Here is a 25,895-nt window from a genome sequence, read left to right as displayed (position 1 = left end):
AACCATCCATATTATGATCTTCTCCTGATCTAAAGTAGGATTGCTTATCTAGCAAACACAACAGCTTCAACATTTCTTATAAAATAGGTTGTAAAAAATGAGGAATTTTCTTCTTTATATAATATAAGAACATTGTCTGATTGGAAAAAAATCATTTAGTAGGTACAATAAGGAAAACACTTTGGCTACAAGAGCCTTCTTTTTTTAACCACAAAATAGAACATACGTTCTTTATTAGAGGTGGAACATGACACGACTATTTCAAAAGAAGGAATTATTCATGAAGCTAGAAGAATTCATCCAAACAGACCGGTTACTTCAATCCTTTTTCAAAGAGGAAAGTCACCGAAAGTTATATGAACGAGCACTTCACGATCCAAATTGCCAAAATGTAAGAGCGCTTGATGAAGCGTTTCAAGCTTTTTACTTTCGCATTCGGTTTACTTCATATGTTTCAAAAAGCTTACACTTTCACTGTATGAACGATGATAAAAAACGCAGGGAAATGGAACAAACGATGCTTTTAACATTGGACAAACCGCTTTCTTCTGAAGAAGAAGCTACTTTTAAAGATTTTCTTGTTGATGAAGGAGCGGATCTGTTTTCTATTTACTTAAAAAACAGTGGCCGGCTAGAAGAACAAATCAATAGTGCAGCTTTATTTAAAGCTTTTCAACATTTAACGAACAAAGAAAGGGAAGTGCTCGATTTAGTTTTCCGCGAAAATTTAACGGATACGGAAGTTGCCAAATCTTTAAACAAAAGCCAGCAGACGGTATCGAAAACGAAAAAACGAGCGCTAGAAAAGTTAAAAAGATCATTTGAAGGAGGAGATTGGTATGACTGAAATAACTGTAACAGAATGGCTACAAGTGGTAAATAACGTTGGATTTCCAATGATGATGACCTTTTATTTACTATTCCGTTTTGAAAAAAGAATCGAAAGCTTAGAGGATGTAATGAAACAATTAGAAGACCGAATGAAAGAAGTGAGAAGAAATGAATGAACATTTATATGATGCAATGAAAGCAGCGAAGAGCGGGGATAGTCAAGCGCTCCAACAAATCATCACTATTTATGAACCGAAAGTGAAATACTCGTTACAAAAAGTACCGATTCAACATCACCAAGACGTAGAGCAAGAATTAAAACGGAAGCTGCTAGAAATGATTATTCGTTATGATGTAAAGGGTGTACCTACATTCACACAATATGTGAAAAAGAAAATTCCTTTTAAGAAAAGGTAATTTCGGTCATAATAGATTACAAGAATAATGATGAGAAAGGTTGAAATGAATGTTAAAAGTAGGGCGAAATGAGCCATGTCCTTGTGGAAGCGGGAAGAAGTACAAAAAATGTTGTGAAAAAAATGCGGTTATTTCGATGCATCAAGTCGTACACAATGAATTAATAGAACTACAAAAAGACATCATTGATTTTTCGATTAGTTACTATCAGGATGAACTTAGTATGCTTGTAGCAGAACAGCTAGAAGATCTTTTCATGCCAGATGATTTAGAAGAAATCTATTGGTTCATGGGGATAAACAATGCTTTATTTAGTTGCCCGGTAGTAGATGGAAAAACGTGCATTGAGTTTTATATCGACAAACATCTTCGGTCGATTAAGCGTCCAAAAATAGCTGAAATTCTCAAGTCTTGGGTAAAAGGGAAACCGTTCGTTTTACAAGTCGTTTCCATTCATGAAAATGAACTCGTTGTTCAAGATGTTTTAACAAAGGATCAATCAACAGTGATTCTATTAGAAGAAAGAAATGACATTTCCGAAGGTATAGTGATAACCGGAATTTTTGTTCCAATGGGAGATACGCTAACCCCCTTTACAACCTTCATGGATTTTTCAAAGGAAGAAGCAACAGCGATTCAAAATACAATATTTAAATTATACGAAAATAGCGATATGTTTAGCCCGAATGAATGGTTGCAAAGAGATTTTCTTAAAGTGTTAGATGCTTGCTATTTTAGTTCTTTCCAGTCTGAGATCGTTGAGAATATGCCGTGGGAGTCTCCTGTTCATAAAGAGGTAGTTGAACAATTTCAGACAGAAATGAAAAATGAAGAAAATGCAGATGTTTTAGTAGGATTAGGTGTAACCCTTTGGTTTAAGTATTGTGAAAGAGAATCACCAATAATCAAAAATAAGGGGATATATGCAGCTGCGATACACTATTTAGTCGATAACTTAGTCTATCGATTCGATACAGTTACTTTTAAAGAATTGGCTAGTCGCTACGGTGCAAGCGCAAGTAGTATCTCAAAGCGTGTGCGAATGATGGAAGAGGTTTTAGCTGATGAGATCGATAGTATTGTACAAGGAATTCAAGAACACGATTCAGACGACTTTTTAGAAGAATCCCCATTTACGACGAATCGCTTTATGATGGAGCGTTCTCTTCTCGAGAGTGAGCGAAAGCTAGAAGGTGTTGATTTTGAAAATATGGACGACTTGAATACATTTTTAAACGACGAATCTGTTCCATCTAGACCTTTGACAAAAGAAGAACAAGCACAAGAACTTGCTTTTGATGCATATGAGGCGTCGGGGAGAAAACGTGAAGAGCTAATCAAAAAAGTGCTGAATCTTGATCCAAATAATGCGGATGCTTATAATATATTAGCTGAAGAAGCGAATACGTTTGAAGAAGCGTTGAATTGCTATCGTGAAGGAATGATTCGAGGAGAAAAGTCTCTCGGCAAAGCATTTTTTGAAGAAAATAAAGGTCATTTTTGGGGAGTTGTGAAGACGAGACCATTTATGCGAGCAAAGTACAACTATGCTTACATGTTATATGGGGATGACCAACTTGACGAAGCCATTCTCCATTTCGAAGAACTTCTTGAATTAAACCCAAATGACAATCAAGGTGTGCGCTTTATTTTATTTAATGCTTTTGTAGAGACGAATCAACTCAATAAAGCAAAACAATTACTTAATAATTATCCAAATGATGGTTCCGTCCATTTCGTCTACAATAAGCTTTTAATCGAACTATTAGAAAACGGATCGACAAATCGAGCGAAACAGTTACGAAATGACGCAATAAAACGTAACCCCTTTGTGCTGGAATATTTATTAGAAGATATAGAAGTTGATTCAATCCCGTCCTATTTCAAACCAGGTGATGAAAATGAAGCGATCATTTACGTAGAAGAGTCAGGGCATCTATGGTTAGATAACAAAGGAGACATCATAGAATCGTTAGTTGAAATTTTAGAATAATTATTTTGAAGAAACCTCCTAACATTAGAGAGGTTTCTTCTATGTGTATTGACACCACAACACAACAGATAAAAAAGGCTGACATTAAGCTTAAGTCTTGCTCAAACACTTTATAAGTCAGCCTTTTACACTTTACACAATCGCTTCTTTTGATTGATTATTACGAATCGCAAACATAAAAATAGGTCCTAAAACTCCAACTGTTAACACGGTAAATACGATCATAATCACCGCTTTATTTGAGTATTTTTCAAAGACCCAATACAAAACAACAAACATAAAGATTGCGACTGCAATACTCACTAGGGCGCCAAGAATCGGAATGCTAGAAGCTAAAATACTTAATACGTTTAACCCTAACACAATCCAACCGCTGTTTTCCCCTAATTTGTGGGAAACGATTTTCCCAACTGTATATGCTTGCGCAACAGGCACCCACGCGAGCCAAGGATTTTCAATATTCTCACGTTTTGCAATGTTCATTAAACCAATGGCAAAAAGAACATAACAAATAATACCGATGACCGCAAAGAAAAGGAAAAAAGATAAGAAAAAGGCTAATAATTCTGCATCACCTGTTGAAGTTGTTTCATACATAACATGTCACCTCCTTTATCATTACCATGTATATTCTACATTTAATGTATAAATTTCACAAATATATTTTTCTTTGAATACGTAAAAAATTTTTAAGAATATTGCAGGAAAAAGTGTTTAAACAAACGTTTAATGAAGGTGCTCCCCTTTTTCGTAGGATCAGAGGTGTTCAGCGAAAGCCACCTAGCCCATCGAGCTAAAAACGTGACGTCATTTCGTCGTCTAAGGCTGATCAGGTGCTTGTTTGTTACATGGAAATTATTAAAAAAAGTAGCAAGTGTATTAAAATTTCCCGATAGAAATGGTAGATTATAATAGCGTGCTTTTTTTTAGGTCAAATAGGTAATGAGTTTAAAAGGGGCAGCTTTAGCGTCATACGAACAATCGCTTAATGAATAAAGGAGAAAGGTTGAGAAATCATGAGTATTGGCAGAAATGATGCTTGTCCTTGTGGCAGTGGAAAAAAATATAAAAAGTGTTGCGGTCATTATTCCGTCGTTTCTTTAAATGATATCGCAGTAGCAGAAGCAGTAGAGCTTCAAAAGCAAGTAACCAATTATGCCATATCGAATTATAAAGAGCCTATTGAAAGCTTTTTAGATACACGTTTGAAAAATTTCCATATTCCAGAGGAGTTTATGGAAGCTTTTAGCTTTTTAATGGTCAATTGGTATATATCGACAAACAAAGATGAAGGCAAGTCCATTATGGAACGGTTTATTGACGATCGACTTCAAACGATCCAAAGACCTCGTGTACAAAATATTTTAAAAACATGGAAAGAAGCGAAGCCTTCCATTTTAAAGGTGTTAAAAAGCGAAAAAAATCAGCTTGTAACAGAAGATATGTTTTCTAAAGAAGAAGTAACCGTGTTAACATTTAACGAAGCGCGTCACGTACCAGTAGGAAGTGATGTCATTGGGATTACGATTCCGTTTGAAGAGCATCAAACGTTTTACACCTTGTATATCGACATTCCGCCGAATTTTGTATCGAAATTTGAGCAAACGATTCAAAAGTGGTTTGAAGAAAGTGGAAAGGAAAGTGCCGTAGCATTTTTAAAAGAAAACTATCCTGAAATTGTGAAGTTAGCCCTTCTCGGTGAAGAAGGTCCATTGCATATCGATGAGATTGAATGGGTGACGCCTTCCCATAAAGATGTGGCCGAACTTTTCCAACGTAAGGTTGATTCATCCATGAATCCAAAGATTGCTGTTCCTGTAGGAATGTCGCTTTGGTATGACTATTGTAAAAAAGAGAACCCTCGTGTTCGTAATAAAGGGATATATGCGGGGGCGCTTCATCTTCTTGTCGAAAGGCTACTCTCTCCGAACGAAACGAGAACATTTAAAGAAATCGGGGAAGCGTACGAGGCGAGTGCAAGCAGCATTTCTTCAAGAATGAAGCAAATGGAAGAAGTGTTACGAGAGCATCTAAAAGAGTGGAGCGAAAAACTCCAAGATGTTACAAATGAAAAAGAGGTTGTTGTTAAGTAATAAAAAAATGGGGCTTACTCTATGCGGTTAGAGTAAGCCCCTTCCTGCTAATAAAACGAATATAGAGCGACAAAGCTTAAAACAACAAAAAACATAAAAACCCAATAAAGGATAGCTAGGGCGAGTAAAATCCAGCCCCATGTTTTTCGATCGGTTTGAATCAAATAAATACCTAATGTAATGAGACCAAAAATAAAGCCGAGAATCCCCCAAAGCCAACGGTTCTTTCCGTATTTAGGAGCATCTAAAACTAAATAAATACAAATCGCAATCGATAGGAGTAAACCGAGAAATTCCACAAAAAATCCTCCTCCTTTCATCATGTCTTCCTATGTATATGAATCGTTCGTCTTCTTCAAAACAAAATTGTAACGATAATATTTGTCCTTTTTCCACCATACAATGAACTATCTATAATCAAAGGGTGAGTTCATAGTGAAAAAGCGGAAAACGCCATCCGTTATCTTCATTGGGGGTAGCGCTATCATTCTTTTATTGCTCCTTTTTTTCGGCTTTTCATCATTTCACTCACGTACACCGGTAGAGGTGGTTGACTCTTTTTATGATTATGAGCAAAAGGGAGACTTCGGCAGCTCTTGGGACTTATTCCATTCCGAAATGAAGGAGCGGTTTTCAAAGAATGCCTATGTGACAGAACGGTCACATATTTATATGAGTCACTTCGGTGTCACGACTTTTTCTTACGAGATTATCCAAACGGAAAAGTTGAAAAAATGGAAGATGACAAAAAGCGGGCAAGAGTTTACGAACGTAAAACAAGTGACCGTTAAACTTCTGTTCCCTAGTAAATTTGGAGTGTTTACCATTATCCAAGACGTTTATGTAGTAAAAGAGGATAGGGAATGGAAAGTGTTGTGGGAATTCAAAGAGTAAAAAAGGACTAAAAATTTACAAAATTTTAACATGTTCTTTTAAAAAAATTCGTTATAATGGATTCGACAAAGATTCTTCCTCTTTATCGATTTTCACCAAGAACTTCTCCTGAATCGACAACTTCCGAGAATTCCAGAATGTTAAGTTCATTTTCCGAAATGGAGGTGGTACGCATAACGATTTTTTTTCATTCTTTCTATGATCGTTTTAATCGTATTGCTAAACATTCTTATGAGGAGGATTATTCGATGAAATTCATGGATAAGTATATTCTTCAACGAGACACATTAGCGCTTTTACCTTATTTTAATGAGTACGGTGAACTTTATACGACTGTTATTGAAAAGTACCACCAATTTCTCGTTCGAAAATCACCAAAGCAAATCTTGATTGATAATTGTCATTACCACTGTTCAACTTTACGAGGAAGAATTGATGCAGCAAAGAAAGTCCTCCCTGGTCATCGTATGTTACCTGTTTGTGTTTCAGAATATTTTAAAATATGCTTTTTCCCCTCAAAGTCTATGGATGTTGTCGATTGCCAATGGTTTTCTCATCGAGGAATTAAGCACATTTATCCCCATAAAAGAGGATCGATCGTTGTACTATTAAATGACAAAAAAATTTTAGTGAACAAACAGTCGCGGTTTTTATCACATAAGTTAAAAAATGCAACGTATCTAGTGTATACACTCGGAGTTTGGCAAGAAAGTTTAGAACAACAAAATCAAATATCCGAAGATACTCCCTTTTATCAAGATCATGAAGAAATGGATGAACTATAAGTTTTACGAGCTGTCGAGAAACCTCGGCAGCTTATTTTTTGTTTCATACGCCAAAAGTGATGGAAAAATGTGAAAAAGTAATGGATAATGGCGAAAGACTTCGATTGTAAGCGCCTCTTTTTAGTAAATAACTTGAAATATTTTGTTACCAAATTGAAACAATTTCCTTCTTCGATTCGTTTATTATTATGAATGAAATTAAAAAGAAGAGGTGACCAGTTATGAAGAAAATGGTTATTCTATCTACCATTTTATTATTGTCAAGTGTCACTGTTGCTTTCGGATACTACAATAATGAAGGTTCTACGTTAAACGGTGAGCAGAATAAATTGCCATCATCACATAAAGTCATTCAAAACAATGAAATAGGGGACCAAATTGCTGAAGCTCCTCTGCAACAAGATAAAGTAACAGAAATAAAAGCGCCTAGTGAAGTGAATAATCAAACGAAAGAACAAAAAGCAGAACAAATAGAAGATGTACATAAAGAGGAAAACACCTCCGTTTCGTCTTCTCAAGAACTGTCCTATATTTTAAATCATTTAAAGGCGAACCAAACAAAAGAAGAAGTAATCAACATTTTAGGCTCTGATTATAAAGTAAAACAGGATGAAACAGGCCATAGCCTCGTTCCAAACTATTGGCTTTACGAAATAGGTACCGAACCTGGCTACGAATTTAAAGGACAGTATGACGATGAGTTAGATATAGAAGGTCTAATAAATGGCAAAGTGAAGCTCATTGTCACCGTATTTTTTGATAAAAAAGAAAATGGTCAAGAAGTTGTCCACCTAGCAAATGTTTATGTTAAAGATGGTGATAGTGTGAAAGAAATGAAAATAATGGATGAATAGAAAAAATGTAAGAGATTAATAACAGAAGCCGAACGAAGGGTTTAGTGACTCTTTTGTTCGGCTTCTTTTTTATCGTATAGAAAACTGTAAAATGCTCCACTTGCGGACAACTTTGTACATAGTCGGTTTGCGTCTAGCTCCGGGCGTTAGCGGCTAGCAAAGAAAGTTTAAATTCGCTAAAGCGTTAAAATACAATGAATGGAGCTTTGTCCAGCGAAAGATACCTACCCCCTCGAGGTCAAATAACTTTCATCCAATAAAGGCAAAGAGCACCTTTATTGGATGAAAAACATTTTGGCCCGAGGATGAGCAAGGCGCCCTGTGCTTTTCTTGTTTTGTACGAAAAATCTCTTTTGTCAATGGACATTTTTTGCTATATTCCGATATAATTTTGATGAATTGTGTAAAGGGGGATTATCATGCAAAAAGTGGCTGCGATTATAAGCTGTATTGCCGTAATATGTGTCGTTATATTAGGTGAATGGTATTGGAGTGAAAAAATGAGCCATCCGGCGGAAGCGACAAACACTAGTCTACATGAGGAGGAACAAGCTTCAGCTATCGATTTAACGAGCGTCAATCACCTTCCGCACGAATTAGTCGAAAAGGCTGAAAAAGCAATCGAAAATGAGGAACCTCTCCATTTTGTTATATATGGGTCCGAATCAACTTCAACGGATGAAAACGCTTGGCCATCTCAATTAAAGAGAGAGCTTCAGTCCATTTACGGTGATCTATTTACGTTCACTATTTTTTCCGATGAATCAAAAACAACTTTAGATGTCGTAACAGAAAACCTCCATCAAAAAGTTATGGACAGCAATCCTGATATTTTATTATTTGAACCGTTTATTTTAAAGGACAATGGTGGACTTATTGGTATCAATCATACACTCGAAAACATTTCAACGATTTTAGCAGATATTGAAAGTGAAAACGAAGATGCAACCATTTATTTACAAGCGGCCCATCCTATCTTTTCATCTAAGCATTATCCAGCGCAAGTAAAGGATTTAGAAAAATATTCTAAGGAAAACAACTATCATTTTCTAGACCACTGGGCTGCCTGGACAGAACAAGACGACTCCATATATTTAGTAGAAAATAAAGATAAACCGAATGAAAAAGGAAACGAAGTGTGGGCTAGTTATTTAGTGAACTATTTTGTGAACAATGAATAATAGCGGAAAAACATTACCGGTTAAATGGTGATGTTTTTTGTTGTTAACCATGGGGCTGTCTAAAAAGTCTATATTAGGATAAAGCATTTCAAAATTAAAATCTAAAGAATGCTGTAAAATCAACATTCTTAGGGTCTACCTTTACTTTTAGGACAGCTCCCATTCTGTTCACAACTTTGATCATAGTACTTTTCGTCTAGCTCCAGGCGTTAGAGGTTAGTAAATTTCCCATTTCATCCGTAGATAAGTCAACATCGAATAAAACGTCGCCCGAGTTTCCTTTATCTCCTACTGAAATGGTACAGTTTGTACGCCGCTTTAGGAAGCTCTAGCGCTATTTCTGTGAAATATAAAATAGTACAAATGTAACTAAACAAAAAATGAATCTTGCAAACTATCTGAAAAACGAGTGATTTCGACACCTTTATTTGTTGAAATTATGTATAATAGGTACCAATATGTAGAAATTTTCCGGGAAATGATTGATTTTGGATTTTGCAGGAGGCACAACGATGATCTTTACAGTTCGCTTGTTACAAGGAATATTCCATCCATTTCAGCATTTTATCTATTTTTCAAGAGCTTCAACGATTCATGGATTTCGTCGTCGCTTTTTTTTCATAATGTTTTTATTTTTATTGCTAGGTTGTATTCGCGCATATTTCGGAATGGGCACAGAGGAGTTCATGAGGGAGTGGGATGCTGTTTCAACAGACAAAATCGAAGTAGCAAAAATAGTATATGGTCTTGGGGAAATCATTCAATCGATTCTCTATCCCCTTGCTTTTATGCTACTATTTTCTACCACATTAACCTTATATGTAGATGAATTACCTTTTAAAAAATTGTGGGTCATACAGCTGTATGCTGTCATGATTCTTTTCATTGAAAAAACATTATCGACCGCGATTTATTACTATTTTGGGATATTTCCTGAATGGAATGTATTTAGTCTAGGTCCAATTGTTCACCTTGTGACAGATTATCCGCTACTGATCATATTAGCTAGTAAAACAACTGTATTTCACTTATGGGCGGCGTTCATTCAGCTTGTTTCCATCAAAATAAGTTCAAAACAATCTTATGTAAAGCTTATTCCGTGTCTTTTATTGCTACACTTTTTATTTATTTCCATTGATGCGATATCGACAGCATTACTTCAAGATTTGGACATTGTGTTGTAGGAGGGACCTTTTTTGAAAAAGAAAATCATCAAGATAAGTTGTATTGTATTCATTCTAGGTCTGCTTGTTACAAATGGGTGGATTTTAGTTAAAAAGAAGGAAGAGGTTTCCCTATCGGTCCCTGTAAAAGAGTATGTTCACCCTTTAACGAAAGATTTGAAAAAAACGTTTACGACAGAAGGTGTTGTCATCCCAGTCAATACATATGAGGTGTTTTTCGAAAAAGGAAAAGGCAGTGAATATACATTAAAAGTACAAGAAGGAAATGTCATTCAAGAGGGGGACGAGATTCTTCAATACGACGATCCACAATTACGTGCAGAGATGTCCACGATCGCCAAAAAGAAAGAAACGTTAGAAGCAGCGCTTGACGAACTAGAAAGCGAGATAGCTGCACTAGAAACAGAAAGTGTCCCAGTAAGTACCTATACAGAGACAGAAGAAACCGATGTGTCATCCATCCTTCATCAATTCGAAAATCAGTCGAACATCAATCAGAAAAAAACAGAGCACAAGCGTATATCCCTTCAAGTAGAGGAATTAGATCATCAATTCGAAAAGCTACGTTTATTAGAAGAAGAATTAACGGTTACGAGTAAAATGGGCGGTGTTGTCACAAAAGTAAATCACTATGCCGAAAAAGATGGAGAGCGTGTTGTCACGATTAAATCAGACGGCCCACTTTTCGTAAAAGGCACCATTTCTGAATACGATATAAAAAAAGTTTCACCTGATTTAAAAGCGATCGTATCACCCTTTGCCTTAAAGAATGAAAAGCTAGAAGGGATTGTCACAGAAATAGAGAAAACCCCTTTTCAAGAGCCAACGATTGATGCAAAACAAAGTAATTATCCGATTTATATCCAATTACTCGAGGAAAACGAAAAGGTGCTAGAAGGCTTTCATACAAGTGTGGAAATCTATTTAGAAGAGAAAAATGGAGTCCTAACCGTTCCGACTCATACTATTATGAAAACGGATAAAGGAAAATATGTTTTCGTAGTTGAGAATGGAGTTTTAAACAAACGTTTAATTAAAACGGGTTTACAAGAAAATCGAGCAATTGAAGTAGTAAATGGGTTACACACAAATGAAAAAATTGTATCAAGCCCTACAAACAAGATGAAAGATGGACAGACGCTTTTTATGCCGATTGATGTGAAACAGATTCATAAAGAAATGTTTAACGAGTTTAAGAAGGAGGAAGTGTATCGGATTTTGGTGAAGGCCATTTTCGGATAATTAAATTGGTTCATCACCGTAACTTGGGGGTTACATAAAATCATAACTTATTATCCATTCCAAACATCTATTTTACATTCGTAATTGTAAAAAAACGGGAAAATTGAGACGGGTACATATTTTATAGAAATTATCAATCCCGACTTTTGGTGATGATCCATTAAATTGGTTTTTATACCAAAATTTCAAAAAAAGCAATTGATTCACTTTTGGGTACAAAGTATTATTTAAGTAGACTAATAGTCCGTTGGAGGAGGAGATCTACTTGTATTGTCCTCATTGTGGGAGTGAAGTTCAAAAACGGGGGAAATATTGTTCCAGTTGTGGAAAGACGATAGAGGTAAAAAAAGCCCCGAAATGGCTCGTTGCTCTTTTTGTATGTTTATTGATTGTTGGTGGAGGCATTTTTACTGTTTTAGCTAGTAAAATCGGACAGTTGAGTAAGGAAGAACCGGTGACCGAAGATATAAAGGGAAAGGAAACTACACCTTTACCAAAACCTGTTGTCAAACCAGTTACTGAGGTTAAAACAAAGGAAGAAAAAGAGAAAATCAAAGAAGTGTCTGATATTATTGCGAGTGCTCAAGAAAAGGTATTTACGGTTATTACAAACTATGGTCAAGGTTCGGGCTTTCTGATCAATTCAAATGGAGATATTTTAACAAATGCCCATGTCATTGAGGGTGAAACACAAGCAAAGGTGAAGGATAACAACGGAAATGAATTTATAGGTCAAGTTATTGGTTATAGTAATGATGTTGACGTTGCCCTTATTCGAGTAAAAGAGTTAAAAGGTAAACCACCATTAACGTTAAATACTGAAAGGGAATTAAAAATTGGCGCGGAAGTAATCGCGTTAGGAAGTCCATTAGGTTTTGAGAATACTGCTACCTTTGGTTATATAAGTGGTGTAAACCGTAGTTTTACGATCGATACAAGAACGTATGAAGGAGTTTATCAAATTTCAGCGCCGATTGCCCCAGGGTCTAGTGGCGGCCCGCTTCTTGAGAAAAAGTCTGGTCATGTTGTAGCCATTAATTCAGCAAGAGCAGGGGATGAAGCACAGCTTGGTTTTAGCATCCCGCTTTATTCTGTACACAGTATGATTGAAAATTGGGTTCACCAACCAATGACGCAAGATGCGATTTTGTCCCTATTTTACGATGCAAATGGTTATCTCTATTATGGGGATGATTGGAATGAAGATGGGTATTTTAGCGGTGGCGATTATTCCGATCAATATATCGAATACTATGATTTCCCATATGACGATTCTTATAGTGAATACAGTTCTGAAGAATATTTTGAAGAGTATGAAAGTGAGCCTGATTGGAACTTCGATGAAGAATGGTATGACGAAGAAGAAGGTTATTATGAAGAGCTTGAAGATCCTTATGAAAATGAAGGGTATGAAGATAATGAATCTTTAATTGAAGACAATGAATCGGTACAAAATAGTGATGAAGAGAATGAAAGCAATGAGTCAATCAATGAGCATGAAGAAGCCAATGATCCAGTAGAAGATGAGGGTCAAAGTGTTGACCAAGATGATCATCAAGAGGGCAATCCATCAGTAGACGATACAATAGAGGTTGAGTCTGCTCATTAATACTAAAAGGGACTGTCTAAAAAGTCTGTTTTAGGGTAAAATACTCCAAAATTAAGGCCCAAAGAATGCTGCAAAATCAACATTCTTTGGGCCTATCTTTTTATATTTTGGGCGTAAAAACTACTTTTCGGACTGCTCCTTTTTAAAAAATATTTAGTTGCTGGCAGTCGTTGAAGAGAGTTCCAAATGATCTTTTAGTTCATTTGAAAGATTTAAACGGTCTTCATCAGAGACAATATAGTAATAGATACCATTAATTTTAGATCCTGAGCCTTTAATTTGATGTTGAGTTAAGCTATGACGTGCATCTTTGTAATTTTCTTGAATTTTCCACATCTCATCGAATGTTAAATTTGTTTTCACATTATCCTCAACAACTTTAAACATATCTCCAAACTTCGTAATCGATGAAATACTTGCACCTTTTTCAATAACTGCCTCAATAATTTGGCGCTGTCGCTCTTGACGACCAAAATCACCGCGCGGATCTTCATATCTCATCCGAGAGTAGGCAAGAGCTTTCTTACCGTCTAGATGGATTTCTCCTTCTTTAAACGTGTATCCATCGTAAGTGAACGTAAAGCTATTTTGAACAGTCACTCCCCCAACAGCATCGACAATATCTTTAAAGCTCTCCATGTTTACTTTAACAAAGTAATCAACGGGTACATCTAGGAAATGTTCAACCGTGTTAATGGCCATTTCCGTGCCACCAAAAGCATAAGCGTGATTTATTTTATCTTGAATGCCTTTTCCGACAATTTCTGTACGAGTGTCACGAGGAATGCTAACCATTTCCATCGATTTTTTATTCGGGTTCACCGTCAACAAAATAAGGGAGTCAGAGCGACCACGATCACCTTTTCTTTCATCTACACCCATTAATAAAATCGAAATCGGGTCTTTTTTATGAAATTGAACTTCATTCTCCCGTTTATCCGATTTATCTCTTCCGATATCTTCTTGGATGTTAGCGACAGTTGACGATGCTTTATGCCATATATAATAGGCGTAGCTTCCTGTTCCGATAATAAATATTGCAAAAATGGCAAGAACGATCATCAAAAACTTTTTGCGTTTTTTCTTTTGTTTATTTGTTCTCATTGTTTTTCCATCCTTAATATGTGATTATTGTCCTAAATTCTATTATATTTTTGGATGTCATTTTCAGCAATAAGAAATTTGTAAAATATTGTAGTTGTTATTTAGGTTATGGAATACAATCGTAAATCATTCTTAAGAAACACTTAACATATTCTTTATTAACAACGTGAATATATACGGTAAAATTTATTTATAAGAAACCAACTGAAGTTTGGGGGATTTTTATGCAAATTAAAAAAGCGATCATTCCAGCCGCTGGATTAGGAACACGGTTTTTACCAGCAACGAAAGCACAGCCGAAAGAAATGTTACCTATCGTCGATAAACCAACGATTCAATATATTATAGAAGAAGCTGTAGAATCAGGAATTGAAGATATTATTATTGTGACAGGAAGAGGAAAACGGGCGATTGAAGACCATTTTGATAAATCGTACGAGCTTGAAGAAACGTTAGCAAAAAAAGAGAAATGGAAAATGTTAGAGAAAGTACAACGTATAGCTGACTTAGCTAATATTCATTACATTCGTCAGAAAGAACCGAAAGGACTTGGTCACGCAATTAGTTGTGCTCGTACGTTTGTTGGGGATGAACCGTTTGCCGTGATGCTTGGAGATGATATCGTACAAGCAGATATCCCTTCATTAAAACAATTAATTAACGTTTATGAAAAATATAAATCGCCAGTAGTTGGTGTGCAAAAAGTTAAAAAAGAGGATGTGTCAAAGTATGGGATTGTCAATTACTTTTCCCCAGCAATAGAGGAAAAAGTGTTTTCAATCCATGATTTAATAGAAAAACCATCAATTGAAAAGGCACCTTCAACAAGTGCAATAATGGGACGATATATTTTAACTCCAGAAATTTTTCGTATTCTTACACAATTAAAGCCCGGTACTGGTGGAGAAATTCAATTGACCGATGCGATAAATGTGTTATTAAAAACTCAACAAGTTCTTGCCTACCATTTTGAAGGTGAACGGTACGATGTTGGTGATAAATTAGGCTTTATTAAAGCGACGATTGATTTTGGGTTGCAGCGTGAAGAATTAAAGGATGATCTTTATCAGTATTTACAAGAACTCATGGAAAAAGTAAAAAACTGATGAATTGAGGTGCTGGTGTTGAGAGTTGCTGTTGCAGGTACAGGCTATGTAGGGTTAGTAACAGGTGTGTGCCTCTCTGAAGTAGGACATGAAGTGACTTGTATTGATATCGATAAGCAAAAAATTGATATGTTAGTAAAAGGAAAATCCCCTATTTATGAACCGGGGTTAGACGAACTTATTCAGAAAAATATGAAAGAGAAGAGACTCACTTTTACAACTGAATCAAAAGTCGCCTATAATGATAAGGAAATCATTATTATCGCTGTTGGGACTCCAGAAAACGAAGACGGATCGGCTAATTTAACATACATAAAACAAGTAGTAAAAGATATTCTTTCCCATATTAATGGTCCCGTTACACTCGTTACAAAAAGTACGGTCCCAGTTGGAACGAATGATACTATTAAACAATGGGTAAATGACTGGAATATTCACCAATATCGAATCGATATTGCCTCGAATCCTGAGTTTCTTCGAGAGGGGTCGGCTATCGACGATACGTTTTATGGAGATCGGATTGTTATTGGTGCTGACAGCCCAGAAATAGCTCATAAAGTCGCAAAACTATATGAACCCTTTAACATTCCGATTATTAAGACAGGCATTAGAAGTGCAGAAATGATCAAGTATGCGGCAAATGCTTTTTTAGCAACAAAAATTAGCTTTATTAATGAAATTGCCAACATTTGCGAAAAGGTCGGAGCAAATATTGAAGATGTTGCTAATGGAATTGGAACAGATAAACGAATTGGCCCTCAATTCTTAAAAGCGGGAATTGGCTACGGTGGTTCGTGCTTTCCTAAAGATACGAAAGCGCTTGTGCAAATTGCAGGTAACGTGCAGCATAAATTTGAATTATTAGAAGCTGTTATTCGAGTCAATCATCGCCAGCAAATGAAATTAGTAAAAAAAGCGAAAGAAGTGATTGGCTCCCTACAAGGAAAACGATGTGCAATTTTAGGTTTAGCGTTTAAACCGAATACCGATGATGTTCGTGAAGCAGCCTCTTTAGTTATGGCAAAACAATTACTAGACGAAGGTGCAACGGTTATTGCGTATGACCCAATAGCCATCGATAACGCAAAAGATATACTAGGTGATTTAATATCTTATACGAACTCGATTGAAGAAGCAATAAAAGGTGCGGATCTTGCGTTTATTGCGACTGAATGGGATGAAGTAAAGAAGTTTCCGGTTAATAAATTTACAGAATTAATGAGTACACCAAATGTACTAGATGGGCGTAATTGTTACTCCTTTGACACAGTAAAGAAGTTTAGATTAAATTACTATTCTGTTGGTAGGAAATAATTGTAAGAGTTATTTACTATGGTTATTTAAAACTACATATTGTAAAATTTAAAATAGTGTCTAATAAATATGCTAGGGTGGTTATAAATGGCAAAGATTAAAGTTATGACAATTTTCGGGACAAGACCAGAGGCAATTAAGATGGCTCCTCTTGTAAAAGAGTTAGAAAAATATCCAGAAAAAATTGAATCGATTGTTACAGTAACTGCACAACACAGACAAATGCTTGATCAAGTATTAGAAGTTTTCGAGGTTAAACCTGATTATGATTTAAATATTATGAAAGATCGTCAAACATTAGTTGATATTACAACTAGAGCACTTCAAGGCTTAGACGATGTAATGAAAAAGGTAAAGCCGGATATTGTACTTGTACATGGAGATACGACAACTACCTTTGCAGCAAGTCTTGCAGCTTATTATAATCATATTGCAATTGGACATGTTGAAGCTGGTTTGCGTACGTGGAATAAATATTCACCATACCCGGAAGAAATGAACCGGCAATTTACAGGTGTTCTAGCAGATATGCATTTTGCACCAACAAAAAAAGCTTTAAATAATTTATTGAGTGAAAATAAAAGCAAAGAGTCAATTTATATAACAGGAAACACAGCAATTGATGCTTTACAAACTACTGTAAAAGACGATTATAATCATGAAGTATTAGAAAAAATTAGAAAAGATCGTATGATTCTTTTAACTGCCCATCGTCGTGAGAACCTGGGTGAACCAATGCGCAATATGTTCCGTGCAATTAAGCGTTTAGTAGAGGAATATCGAGATGTTCAAGTTGTTTACCCAGTCCATTTAAACCCAGCTGTACGTGAAGTAGCAGACGAAATTTTGGGTAATGACGAAAGAATTCATTTAATTGAGCCTTTAGGTGTTCTTGATTTCCATAATTTCGCTTCAAGAGCACACATTATTTTAACTGATTCAGGTGGTGTTCAGGAAGAAGCACCATCTCTTGGAGTACCTGTACTTGTATTAAGGGATACAACTGAGCGTCCAGAGGGAATTGAAGCTGGGACTTTAAAGCTTGCTGGTACAAATGAAGAAACCATTTATAGTATGGCAAAAGAATTGATTGATGATGAAAACACGTATACCAATATGGCACAAGCATCGAATCCGTATGGTGACGGTAATGCCTCAATGAGAATAGTGAAAGCGATACTTCATAAATTTGGATTAGAAAGTGAAAAACCTAAGGAATTTAATATTTAATAACTCTTCAAGTCCGGTGAGTTTTTTCATCGGATTTTTAGCTTTTCATTAAATAGATTATTCGATTGAATAAAGCCTTAAATAACTTTTTATTGTTAATATTGACTTAAAGGTAAATTTATCATATAAATGATTGGGTAGTTTTAAAATTTTTTACAATAATTCTGAAAGACTACTGTCGAATTTAATTTTTCGATATAATAGCAGTTAAGTGTAGAATTCTTAGATAGACATAAAGGAGATTTTATCAATATGGATAAAAAGATTTGTATTATGGGGTTAGGCTATATTGGTTTACCTACTGCTGTAATGTTTGCAAATCATGGATTGAAAGTTCATGGTGTAGATATTAATGAGAAAGCTGTAAATCTAATTCGTAACAAACATCTTCATATAGAAGAAAACGGTTTGCTTGAGCGCCTCACTAAAGCAATTGATGATGGTAATTTTACGGTATCTACAAAACCAGAGGTGGCTGATGTCTATATTATTGCTGTACCATCTCCAATTAAGGAAGATAAGACAATAAATATCGACTATGTCCGTTCTGCTACAAAAGCTATCGTACCTTTTTTACAAGAAGGAAATCTAGTGATTTTAGAATCAACTGTACCTCCGAGAACAGTTGAAGATGTCATGTTGCCAATATTAAAAGAGACAGGATTAGAAATTGGTAAAGAGCTATTTGTTTCTCATTCTCCAGAACGTGTGATTCCGGGAAGAGTATTTGAAGAGTTGGTTAACAATGATCGTATTGTCGGTGGTATAAATGATAAGTCAAGCCATTTGACGAAAGAACTTTATGAGGTTTTTGTTAAAGGAACTATTCACCTTACTGATGCAACAACTGCTGAAATGGTTAAGGTTATAGAAAATACGTATCGTGATGTGAATATTGCGTTTGCAAACGAGTTAGCAAAAATTAGCGAGAATATCGGTGTGAACGTATGGGAAGCCATTAAGTTAGCTAACTATCATCCGCGTGTAAACATTCATTTACCTGGACCTGGAGTAGGAGGACATTGCATAGCTGTAGATCCTTGGTTCCTTGTTGAATTACAGCCTGATCTTGCGAAAATGATCCATTTAGCAAGAACGATTAACGATGGAATGCCTTCTTACACAGTTAATAAAGTTCAAGGAATCTTTAAGAAAAATGGTATTAATAACGGGCGCGTAGCAGTATTAGGTCTTGCTTTTAAAGGAAATATTGATGATATGAGAGAAAGTCCGTCTATTGATGTTATTCACCGTTTAGAAGAATTGGGAATCGATTACACGGCTTTTGATCCACATATTAAAGAAAATCAATTAGAGCGCCAAACTCAAGACTTATCTGAGGCGGTTAATAATGCTGACTTACTTTTAGTGTTAACAGATCACAATTATTTTAAAGAGCTAGTACCTGAAGAAATAGATGGAATTCGTTCTAAATTTGTTTTGGATACTAAGAACTGCTTAGATCGCTCAAAATGGGAAAAGGCTGGTTTTAAGTTTTTAACTCTTGGCGATTCTAAAAACTTTTAATTATTTTAGGTGATGCAGATGAAGGAAAAAATTTTAGGAGTAAGCGTGTCACCATTTAATTATGAAGAATTATGTGAATTAATTCTTCAGGACATTGAAGCAAAAAGAAAAGCTTTTATCGTTGCTATAAATCCAGAAAAAATAATGAAAGCTCAAGAAGATAAAGAACTTCAAGAGCTTTTAAATAAAGCTACCTACCAAATACCAGATGGCATAGGTGTTATATTAGCATCAAAGCTAAAGGGTGGAAAAATAAGGTCAAGAGTGACAGGTATAGACATGATGTTGAACCTTTGTGAACTGGCTGCGAAACACAATAAAAAAATCTTTTTATACGGTGGGAAGCCTGGTGTAGCGGAAGCAGCGAAAGAGAAGCTTTTAGACCAATTCCCTAGATTAAACATTTCAGGTGTACTAAATGGATATGAAAAAGATATAAACTTGATTCGTAAAACAATTAATGACGCAAAGCCAGATATTTTATTTGTGGCGCTTGGAAGTCCAAGGCAAGAGTATTGGATTGTTGATAACATGGATCTCCTCCATCCAACTGTTTTCCAAGGCGTTGGAGGTTCATATGATGTTATTTCAGGTAATATTAATCGAGCTCCACAATCTTTCCAACGTTTTGGATTGGAATGGTTATATCGATTAATGAAAGAGCCATGGAGATGGAAAAGGCAGTTGTTGCTGCCTAAATTTTTGATTCGCTCCTTAAAGAGATAATTTGATGAAATATTAATAGTTGAAAAACTTCATAAATATGCCTTATCCCAACATTTGTTGGGAGTGGGCTTTTCTTGTGGAAAGTGCCAACGATTGCCCTTATTATTGTTGCAGGAGGTTGAATGGTGAATAAGAGTTTAAACGCGATATTGTCAAAGTTTGAAGTGTTTCTTATCTTTTTTATTATATTGCAACCAGTGATTGATTTAATCACATCTTTTTCAATACTTGTGTTGGATATTAATTTAACGCTTGGTATAATCACACGATTTGCTGTAATGATGATTATTCTCATGTATATTCTTTTGGTTCCAAATTGCAAAGATAAAATAAAGATATTAACATATTTAATCCTTTTTGGTGTTGTATTAATTATAGGATTAATAAACAATTTGATAATAAAAGATCCTATTTCATTATTCTCTGAACTAAGAAATCTAGCCAAAATATCATATGTACCTATTGTGTTGTTTGGGTATTTACTAGCTATCAGTAGATTGAAAGAGAGAATTGATATAAAAAATAAAATTCAAAAAAATATCTATGTTTCTATGATAATTGTTTCACTAGTCATGATTTTAGCATCAATTACTAACACAGGAATTAAAAGTTATGATAGCATCAAGTTAGGACATCAAGGCTGGTTCTTTGCTGGAAACGAAATTGGTGCAATTATGGCAATCTCGTTTGCTGTAGTATTATATTACGCTGTGCAGAATACAGATTCTTGGAAAAAGACTTATTACTGGGTACCTGTTTGTTTGTTAATTTTTTCTCAATTAGTAGTTGGTACTAAAGTAGGGTATGCGTCAGCCTTAATAGTATTAGTTATTTCATTAATTACTTTTCTTTTAGAGAAATTTAGATATAGAGATAACGCTAGGATTACCAAAAAATATAATGTAAATTTAATTATAAACTCCGGTATATTAGCTGTTTTTTTACTGTTGACCCCATTTACTCCAGTAGCACATAATATTAACATTCATTTGTCGTGGGTAGGTTTGGATCAGGAGGATATTAATCATGAGAGTAATGATACTTCCACAGGTGAATCTAATACAACAGAACAAAGGGAAAGTGAAAAAGATCAAGCTGTTCAGAATATTTTATTAAGTGGAAGAGAACACTTTCTAGCTCAACACAAAGAGTTTTATGCGGAAGCTCCTTTGTCTCAAAAACTTTTTGGTATGGGGTACGAAGGTAATTATAAAGACGAAGGAAAAACAGTTGAAATGGATTTTTATGATATATTTTTTTCTCTAGGTATTTTAGGATTTGTCTTATATCTAACCCCGTTTGTATATTTTGCGTTAAAAGTTATATTATCAATTATCAGGGGTTATAAGAAAAAATTAAATAGTGAATTCGTTTTGTTTGGTTCTGCAATAATGCTGGGGTTAGGAATAGCATATACAGCTGGACATGTGCTAACAGCACCCGCAGTAAGTATTTACTTGGTTGTTTCGATTGCTTATGTTTATGTCTCTGTTGTGAATATAAACAGTAGTGCTTTTGAACAATAGCAATATTACTTAAACAACATTTTGCCTATCCAGATTTTTGGGTAGGTTCTTTTTGTAGATATTGTAAATATACCTTTAAGCAAAGGTTAGCATAAATATGGTTCATCATTGTAACTTGGGGGTGACATATAATCCATAACTTATTGTCCATTGAAAACATCTATTTCATATTCGTAATTGTGAAAAAATGGACAATTCGAGATCAGCACATACTTTATAGAAATTATCAACCCTGATTTTTGGTGATGAGCCATGTTTAGTAAAGAAAATATTGTTGGTTGTATAGTAGTAGAAAACAATTCTATAAAATCTATTGAAGAATTATAAAAAAGAAAACAAACTGTTTTATAATAAAGGTGTGATTTTTGAATTATCAAATATAAATAGGGAAAGAGGTGTACAAATAAAAAATAATACTGTTCGACGAACTTAGAAAAATATTATGTAATTGTATACGAGCTTGTTAAAAGTGTCTTTAAAAAATAATGGCAAAGGGTTTATCTAGGAGGACGAAATAGGATATGGGTCAAAAAATAAAAACTATTTTTTGTGTAATTGCTTTTTCATTTTTGTATTTATTGGTAATACCCCAACCTTTTTATGCTAATACAGGAGAAATAAGCGGGACTATTGAAAAAGTCTCTTCAATTACTGATTTTCACCTACAAAATGAAGAATTTGATTTAATGATTAAAAAAGATACATATTTTTATGTCAAAAGAATTGATAATAATACAACTATTAATATAGGAAACGATGAAGTTAATATAGAAGACCCCTCAAATCTTGATATTTTAGAAACAGTAGAAATCTCTGCTTTAACCATTGATAATAATATAGGGACTTTAACTCTAAAAAATGAATCAGCATTATATGCTGATCAAAAGTTAAATGAACAAAAAGGTACATTATGGACCTTGAAAGAGTTACCTGTTTTTGCTGAAGGTGATAATTATCTAAAAGTAAAAATAGGTTATTCTTTTTTTTACATACCAAAAAATAACGTGAATTATGTAAAAAATGAAGAGCTTAATCAACCGGATAGCGAGATTACTGAAGAGCTTAATCAACCGGATAGCGAGATTATTGAAGAGGTTGATCAACCGGGTAGTAAAACTGCTGAAGATACTAATCAAATAGAAACAGAAACAACACATCTTTCTCCTCGAAATGAAAAAGGTGTTGAAGTTGAATCAACAAATCAAACTGTACAGACTACTACTGTCCAATTTGATAAATATTTTAAAGTAACAACTGACAACTTAAGTGTATATGATAACAGCACAGGGGGATTGGTTAAAGTTGGAAAATTAGTAAATGGACAAGTTTATCCAATTGATGCGAAATTAGGAAATTGGCATAGGATAAAGTTTGGTAGTGGTTATGGTTATGTCTGGAAAGATGCAACACAACCAGCCGATTCAAGTAATTTAAAAAACTTAAATCAGGGTGAGGGGAATAATGGTAAAATTGTAAAAGCCCTCAATACACTCTCAGTTTATGATAACAGCTCGGGTAAACTAGTTCCTATTGGCTTCATTGATGTAGGAGTGGAATATCCTATAATCGATGAAATAGGAAGCTGGTATAAAATAGACTTTGCTGGTCGAATAGGTTATATTTATGCACCAGCAACAAAGTTGAATTTTTCTACTAGTGATAAATATTTCAAAGTAGTAGAAAACGATGTATCTGTGTATGACAACAGTACAGGAAGCTTAGTTAAAGTTGGAGAGCTATTGAAAGGACAAACTTATCTTATAGATGCCTTTATGGGAAATTGGCATCGAATTAAGTTTGGGAATGGATATGGTTATGTTTGGAAAGAAGCTACTATTCCATCAATAGCAGGAGAAATAAAAAATCTAAATAATGGCTTAAAAAATTCAACTCGAACATTCACTACTAAACAAGAATTATCAATATATGATAACTCATCGGGTTCATTAGTTTCATTTGGTAAAATGAATAAAGGTTTAACCTATCCACTTATTTCTATACATGGAAATTGGGTGAAAATTGATTATGCAGGTCGAATAGGTTATGTTTATGAACCTGCTGTTCAATTAAATTTTACTTCAAGTGATAAATATTTTCAGGTTAAAGAGGAAAATGTTACAGTTTATGATAATAGTGGTGGTACTTTAAAACCAGTAGGAAGCTTAATTAATAAACAATTCTACCCTCGTTTAAAAGACTATGGCAATTGGCATCAAATTAAGTATGGAAATAGTGTAGCGTATGTTTGGAAGGGTGCAACTCAAGTAGTTTTACAAAACCCTAAAATAAATAATGAAAACATAAATAAAATTCCAGATTCTAATAAAACATTTATAACGAAAAAAGATGTAGAAGTATATGATAATTCAACAGGAAAGCTAATATCATTTGGAATCATTAAGGAAAATAAAAAATATCCAATTATCGCTGACTATGGTAATTGGCTTCAAGTTGATTTTAGCGGAAGGATAGGATATGTTTATAAACCTGCAGTTCAAATAGGACCAATTTATAGATATTCGTATTATAATATTACACTTCAAGATTTTGTGGAAGTTCAAAAAAAGTTAAATCCACCTCCACAAACAGATTTATATAGAAATGAAAAAGCATTTGTTCATAGTAGTTTTGTAGACATTGTTGATCGTGGTGTAACTACCACTAGTGGCGTAAGGTTTAGAACTAAGCCTTACTTACAGGATGACTATATTTATGGAACATATCCAAACGGAACTACATTTATAATAAAGAATATTGTCAAAGGTGATAGTGTCAGTGGAAATGATACATGGTATGAAATAGAATATGAAGGTGAAATATTATATATTCACAGTTCGATTGCTAGTGTTACAAAAGTAGCCGTAGCGAAAAGCTCAGTTAAGGTCTATGAAGAACCTAGTTTAAGCAGTCATGTATATGGTTCTTTTTCAAGTGGAAATGTTGGGTACAACGTAAAAAGTGAAGTTACTGGAACCACAGTCAATGGAAGTAGTAAATGGTACGAAATAGGATATGTTACTTGGAGAAATGCCAAACAAGAAGACTTTGTTCCATATTTAGATCCTTCTAAAAACGATGTTTTTCAACATTTAGTGTTAAACAAAAGCACAGGTATATCAGTAGAACAAGCAAATACTATTTTAAGTGGAAAAGGTATATTACATGAAAAAGGACATGCCTTTATTGAGGCTGGAGAAATTCATTCGGTTAATGAAATTTATTTAATAGCTCATGCTCTACTAGAAACAGGACAAGGAACATCACCCTTAGCTGCTGGAGTTAAAGTAGGTAAAGATAAAAACGGTAATCCAGTTCTTGTGACAACAGAAAATCAATCACAATTAACAGAAATTAAAAAAGTTTATAATATGTATGGTATTGGAGCATATGATACTGATCCGTTAAAATTAGGTGCGATTCGAGCTTACAAAGAAGGATGGGATAATCCAGAAAAAGCAATCATCGGTGGAGCGGCATTTATATCAAGGGGATATTTTGAACGCGGGCAAAACACGTTGTACAAAATGCGCTGGAACTATGCATATCCTAATAGCTACGGTTCTTATCCTCAATATGCCACTGACATGGGATGGGCTTTGAAACAAATTCCGAGAATAAAACAATTATATGAAATGATAGAAAATCCAATTTTAGAATTTGATATTGTCAAATTGAAATAACGATGCATTTAACTGTATTTAAAAGCCTAGAGTTTCTGTTTAATAGACTCCTAGGCTCTTTTTTGGGAGAAAAAGAAAAATTGAATTTTTTAAAGCCCCCATTCCGCACCTAGAAATCAAAAGGGTGCGTTTTTTCTACCCACATTCGGCACCTAAGAATTATGGATGTCCAATTTTCTAAGGTGCCGTTTTTAAAATCCATCTATTCACATCTCTCTCGCCGTTTTTCTAGATTTTCCTTTCTTGTTCGACAATCATAATCGAGTTCACCCCAATTTTAGCTTACTTTGGTTGATTTTCTGCTTTCTTCGACACATAAAAGGAGAGATCATAGCCGGCCAGCTCTAGAATTCGCTTGCTTTGTTCTCCAACGTTGTCTGGTATATAACGCATGACCTGCTGTAAACGATAAAATAGAATCAACAGTTTTCAACAAATAAGAGTAAACAGATTTTCACAAATAAGACTCAACGTAATCGTCAAATAGAAACCACCTATGAACAAACTAACAAACGTGGGATAATCTCTTCAAACGAAAATTTGAGGAGGTTTTTTTATGGCAAAGAGTCCTAATTCAGAATTACGAAAGGAATGGGAAC

The 25,895-nt window shown here is 34.7% G+C and carries 22 protein-coding genes; 19 read left to right on the top strand and 3 right to left on the bottom strand.

Features of this window, described 5'->3' with window-relative positions:
• Window positions 1-247: 247 nt before the first annotated feature.
• From MLD65_RS15780 to MLD65_RS15765, 4 genes are read left to right on the top strand one after another with little or no spacing between them, the layout of a single operon-like run.
• Window positions 248-847, top strand: a complete 600-nt coding sequence (locus MLD65_RS15780) for a sigma-70 family RNA polymerase sigma factor (RefSeq protein WP_243292817.1) — start codon at window positions 248-250, stop codon at window positions 845-847.
• The gene (locus MLD65_RS15775; RefSeq protein WP_243292816.1) at window positions 840-1,007 is read left to right on the top strand and encodes a YvrJ family protein; all 168 of its coding nucleotides are present in this window, start codon (window positions 840-842) and stop codon (window positions 1,005-1,007) included. The genes MLD65_RS15780 and MLD65_RS15775 overlap by 8 nt, the downstream gene beginning before the upstream one ends.
• Window positions 1,000-1,248 (top strand): helix-turn-helix domain-containing protein, encoded by a 249-nt coding sequence (locus MLD65_RS15770; RefSeq protein ID WP_243292815.1) that lies wholly within the window; start codon window positions 1,000-1,002, stop codon window positions 1,246-1,248. Before MLD65_RS15775 ends, MLD65_RS15770 begins: the two co-directional genes overlap by 8 nt.
• A 49-nt stretch (window positions 1,249-1,297) precedes the next feature.
• A complete protein-coding gene (locus MLD65_RS15765; protein WP_243292814.1) occupies window positions 1,298-3,241 on the top strand; it encodes a tetratricopeptide repeat protein in 1,944 nt (647 codons plus the stop codon).
• A gap of 132 nt (window positions 3,242-3,373) precedes the next feature.
• Here the strand turns inward: MLD65_RS15765 and MLD65_RS15760 are convergent, their stop codons facing one another.
• Complete coding sequence (locus MLD65_RS15760) at window positions 3,374-3,838, bottom strand: hypothetical protein (protein ID WP_243292813.1); 465 nt, start codon at window positions 3,836-3,838, stop codon at window positions 3,374-3,376.
• A gap of 419 nt (window positions 3,839-4,257) precedes the next feature.
• Between MLD65_RS15760 and MLD65_RS15755 the strand changes: the two genes are divergently transcribed.
• The gene (locus MLD65_RS15755; protein ID WP_243292812.1) at window positions 4,258-5,334 is read left to right on the top strand and encodes an SEC-C metal-binding domain-containing protein; all 1,077 of its coding nucleotides are present in this window, start codon (window positions 4,258-4,260) and stop codon (window positions 5,332-5,334) included.
• 47 nt (window positions 5,335-5,381) lie between these two features.
• Here MLD65_RS15755 and MLD65_RS15750 read toward each other — a convergent pair whose 3' ends face one another.
• Window positions 5,382-5,633: a hypothetical protein gene (locus MLD65_RS15750; RefSeq protein ID WP_243292811.1), complete on the bottom strand. Its 252-nt coding sequence runs from the start codon at window positions 5,631-5,633 to the stop codon at window positions 5,382-5,384.
• 136 nt (window positions 5,634-5,769) lie between these two features.
• Between MLD65_RS15750 and MLD65_RS15745 the strand changes: the two genes are divergently transcribed.
• The 7 genes from MLD65_RS15745 (at window position 5,770) to MLD65_RS15715 (ending at window position 13,083) form a co-directional block, all read left to right on the top strand.
• Window positions 5,770-6,228 carry a hypothetical protein gene (locus tag MLD65_RS15745; RefSeq protein ID WP_243292810.1) on the top strand — a complete coding sequence of 153 codons (459 nt, stop codon included), beginning with the start codon at window positions 5,770-5,772 and terminating at the stop codon, window positions 6,226-6,228.
• Between the two features lie 248 nt (window positions 6,229-6,476).
• A complete protein-coding gene (locus tag MLD65_RS15740; RefSeq protein ID WP_243292809.1) occupies window positions 6,477-7,013 on the top strand; it encodes a competence protein ComK in 537 nt (178 codons plus the stop codon).
• 221 nt (window positions 7,014-7,234) lie between these two features.
• On the top strand, window positions 7,235-7,867 hold the full coding sequence (locus tag MLD65_RS15735; RefSeq protein ID WP_243292808.1) for a hypothetical protein: 633 nt from the start codon (window positions 7,235-7,237) through the stop codon (window positions 7,865-7,867).
• A gap of 419 nt (window positions 7,868-8,286) precedes the next feature.
• Window positions 8,287-9,048: an SGNH/GDSL hydrolase family protein gene (locus MLD65_RS15730; RefSeq protein WP_243292807.1), complete on the top strand. Its 762-nt coding sequence runs from the start codon at window positions 8,287-8,289 to the stop codon at window positions 9,046-9,048.
• A 512-nt stretch (window positions 9,049-9,560) separates the two neighbouring features.
• Complete coding sequence (locus MLD65_RS15725; protein WP_243292806.1) at window positions 9,561-10,232, top strand: hypothetical protein; 672 nt, start codon at window positions 9,561-9,563, stop codon at window positions 10,230-10,232.
• 12 nt (window positions 10,233-10,244) lie between these two features.
• Window positions 10,245-11,474: an efflux RND transporter periplasmic adaptor subunit gene (locus MLD65_RS15720; RefSeq protein WP_243292805.1), complete on the top strand. Its 1,230-nt coding sequence runs from the start codon at window positions 10,245-10,247 to the stop codon at window positions 11,472-11,474.
• 265 nt (window positions 11,475-11,739) lie between these two features.
• Complete coding sequence (locus MLD65_RS15715) at window positions 11,740-13,083, top strand: trypsin-like peptidase domain-containing protein (protein WP_243292804.1); 1,344 nt, start codon at window positions 11,740-11,742, stop codon at window positions 13,081-13,083.
• A 153-nt stretch (window positions 13,084-13,236) separates the two neighbouring features.
• Here MLD65_RS15715 and tagU read toward each other — a convergent pair whose 3' ends face one another.
• On the bottom strand, window positions 13,237-14,187 hold the full coding sequence (tagU, locus tag MLD65_RS15710) for a polyisoprenyl-teichoic acid--peptidoglycan teichoic acid transferase TagU (RefSeq protein WP_243292803.1): 951 nt from the start codon (window positions 14,185-14,187) through the stop codon (window positions 13,237-13,239).
• Window positions 14,188-14,411: 224 nt separating this feature from the next.
• Between tagU and galU the strand changes: the two genes are divergently transcribed.
• The 7 genes from galU to MLD65_RS15675 all read left to right on the top strand — a co-directional run bounded on the left by galU (window position 14,412) and on the right by MLD65_RS15675 (window position 25,296).
• Window positions 14,412-15,293, top strand: coding sequence for a UTP--glucose-1-phosphate uridylyltransferase GalU (gene galU / locus MLD65_RS15705; RefSeq protein ID WP_243292802.1), 882 nt, complete (start codon window positions 14,412-14,414; stop codon window positions 15,291-15,293).
• Between the two features lie 18 nt (window positions 15,294-15,311).
• Window positions 15,312-16,607: a UDP-glucose dehydrogenase family protein gene (locus MLD65_RS15700; RefSeq protein ID WP_243292801.1), complete on the top strand. Its 1,296-nt coding sequence runs from the start codon at window positions 15,312-15,314 to the stop codon at window positions 16,605-16,607.
• A gap of 87 nt (window positions 16,608-16,694) precedes the next feature.
• Entirely contained in the window at window positions 16,695-17,837 is a 1,143-nt protein-coding gene (gene wecB, locus MLD65_RS15695) for a non-hydrolyzing UDP-N-acetylglucosamine 2-epimerase (protein ID WP_243292800.1), read from the top strand.
• Between the two features lie 252 nt (window positions 17,838-18,089).
• The gene (locus tag MLD65_RS15690) at window positions 18,090-19,364 is read left to right on the top strand and encodes a nucleotide sugar dehydrogenase (protein ID WP_243292799.1); all 1,275 of its coding nucleotides are present in this window, start codon (window positions 18,090-18,092) and stop codon (window positions 19,362-19,364) included.
• Between the two features lie 18 nt (window positions 19,365-19,382).
• Entirely contained in the window at window positions 19,383-20,090 is a 708-nt protein-coding gene (locus MLD65_RS15685; RefSeq protein ID WP_243292798.1) for a WecB/TagA/CpsF family glycosyltransferase, read from the top strand.
• 122 nt (window positions 20,091-20,212) lie between these two features.
• Complete coding sequence (locus tag MLD65_RS15680; protein ID WP_243292797.1) at window positions 20,213-21,616, top strand: O-antigen ligase family protein; 1,404 nt, start codon at window positions 20,213-20,215, stop codon at window positions 21,614-21,616.
• A gap of 521 nt (window positions 21,617-22,137) precedes the next feature.
• Window positions 22,138-25,296 (top strand): glucosaminidase domain-containing protein, encoded by a 3,159-nt coding sequence (locus MLD65_RS15675; RefSeq protein WP_243292796.1) that lies wholly within the window; start codon window positions 22,138-22,140, stop codon window positions 25,294-25,296.
• Window positions 25,297-25,895 lie beyond the last annotated feature (599 nt).

It is taken from the genome of Bacillus sp. FJAT-47783 (genome assembly GCF_022808615.1).
GTDB lineage: Bacteria > Bacillota > Bacilli > Bacillales > Aeribacillaceae > Bacillus_BZ.
The sequence above is the reverse complement of the archived record's forward strand: the minus strand, read 5'-3'. Positions and strand labels throughout refer to the sequence as shown.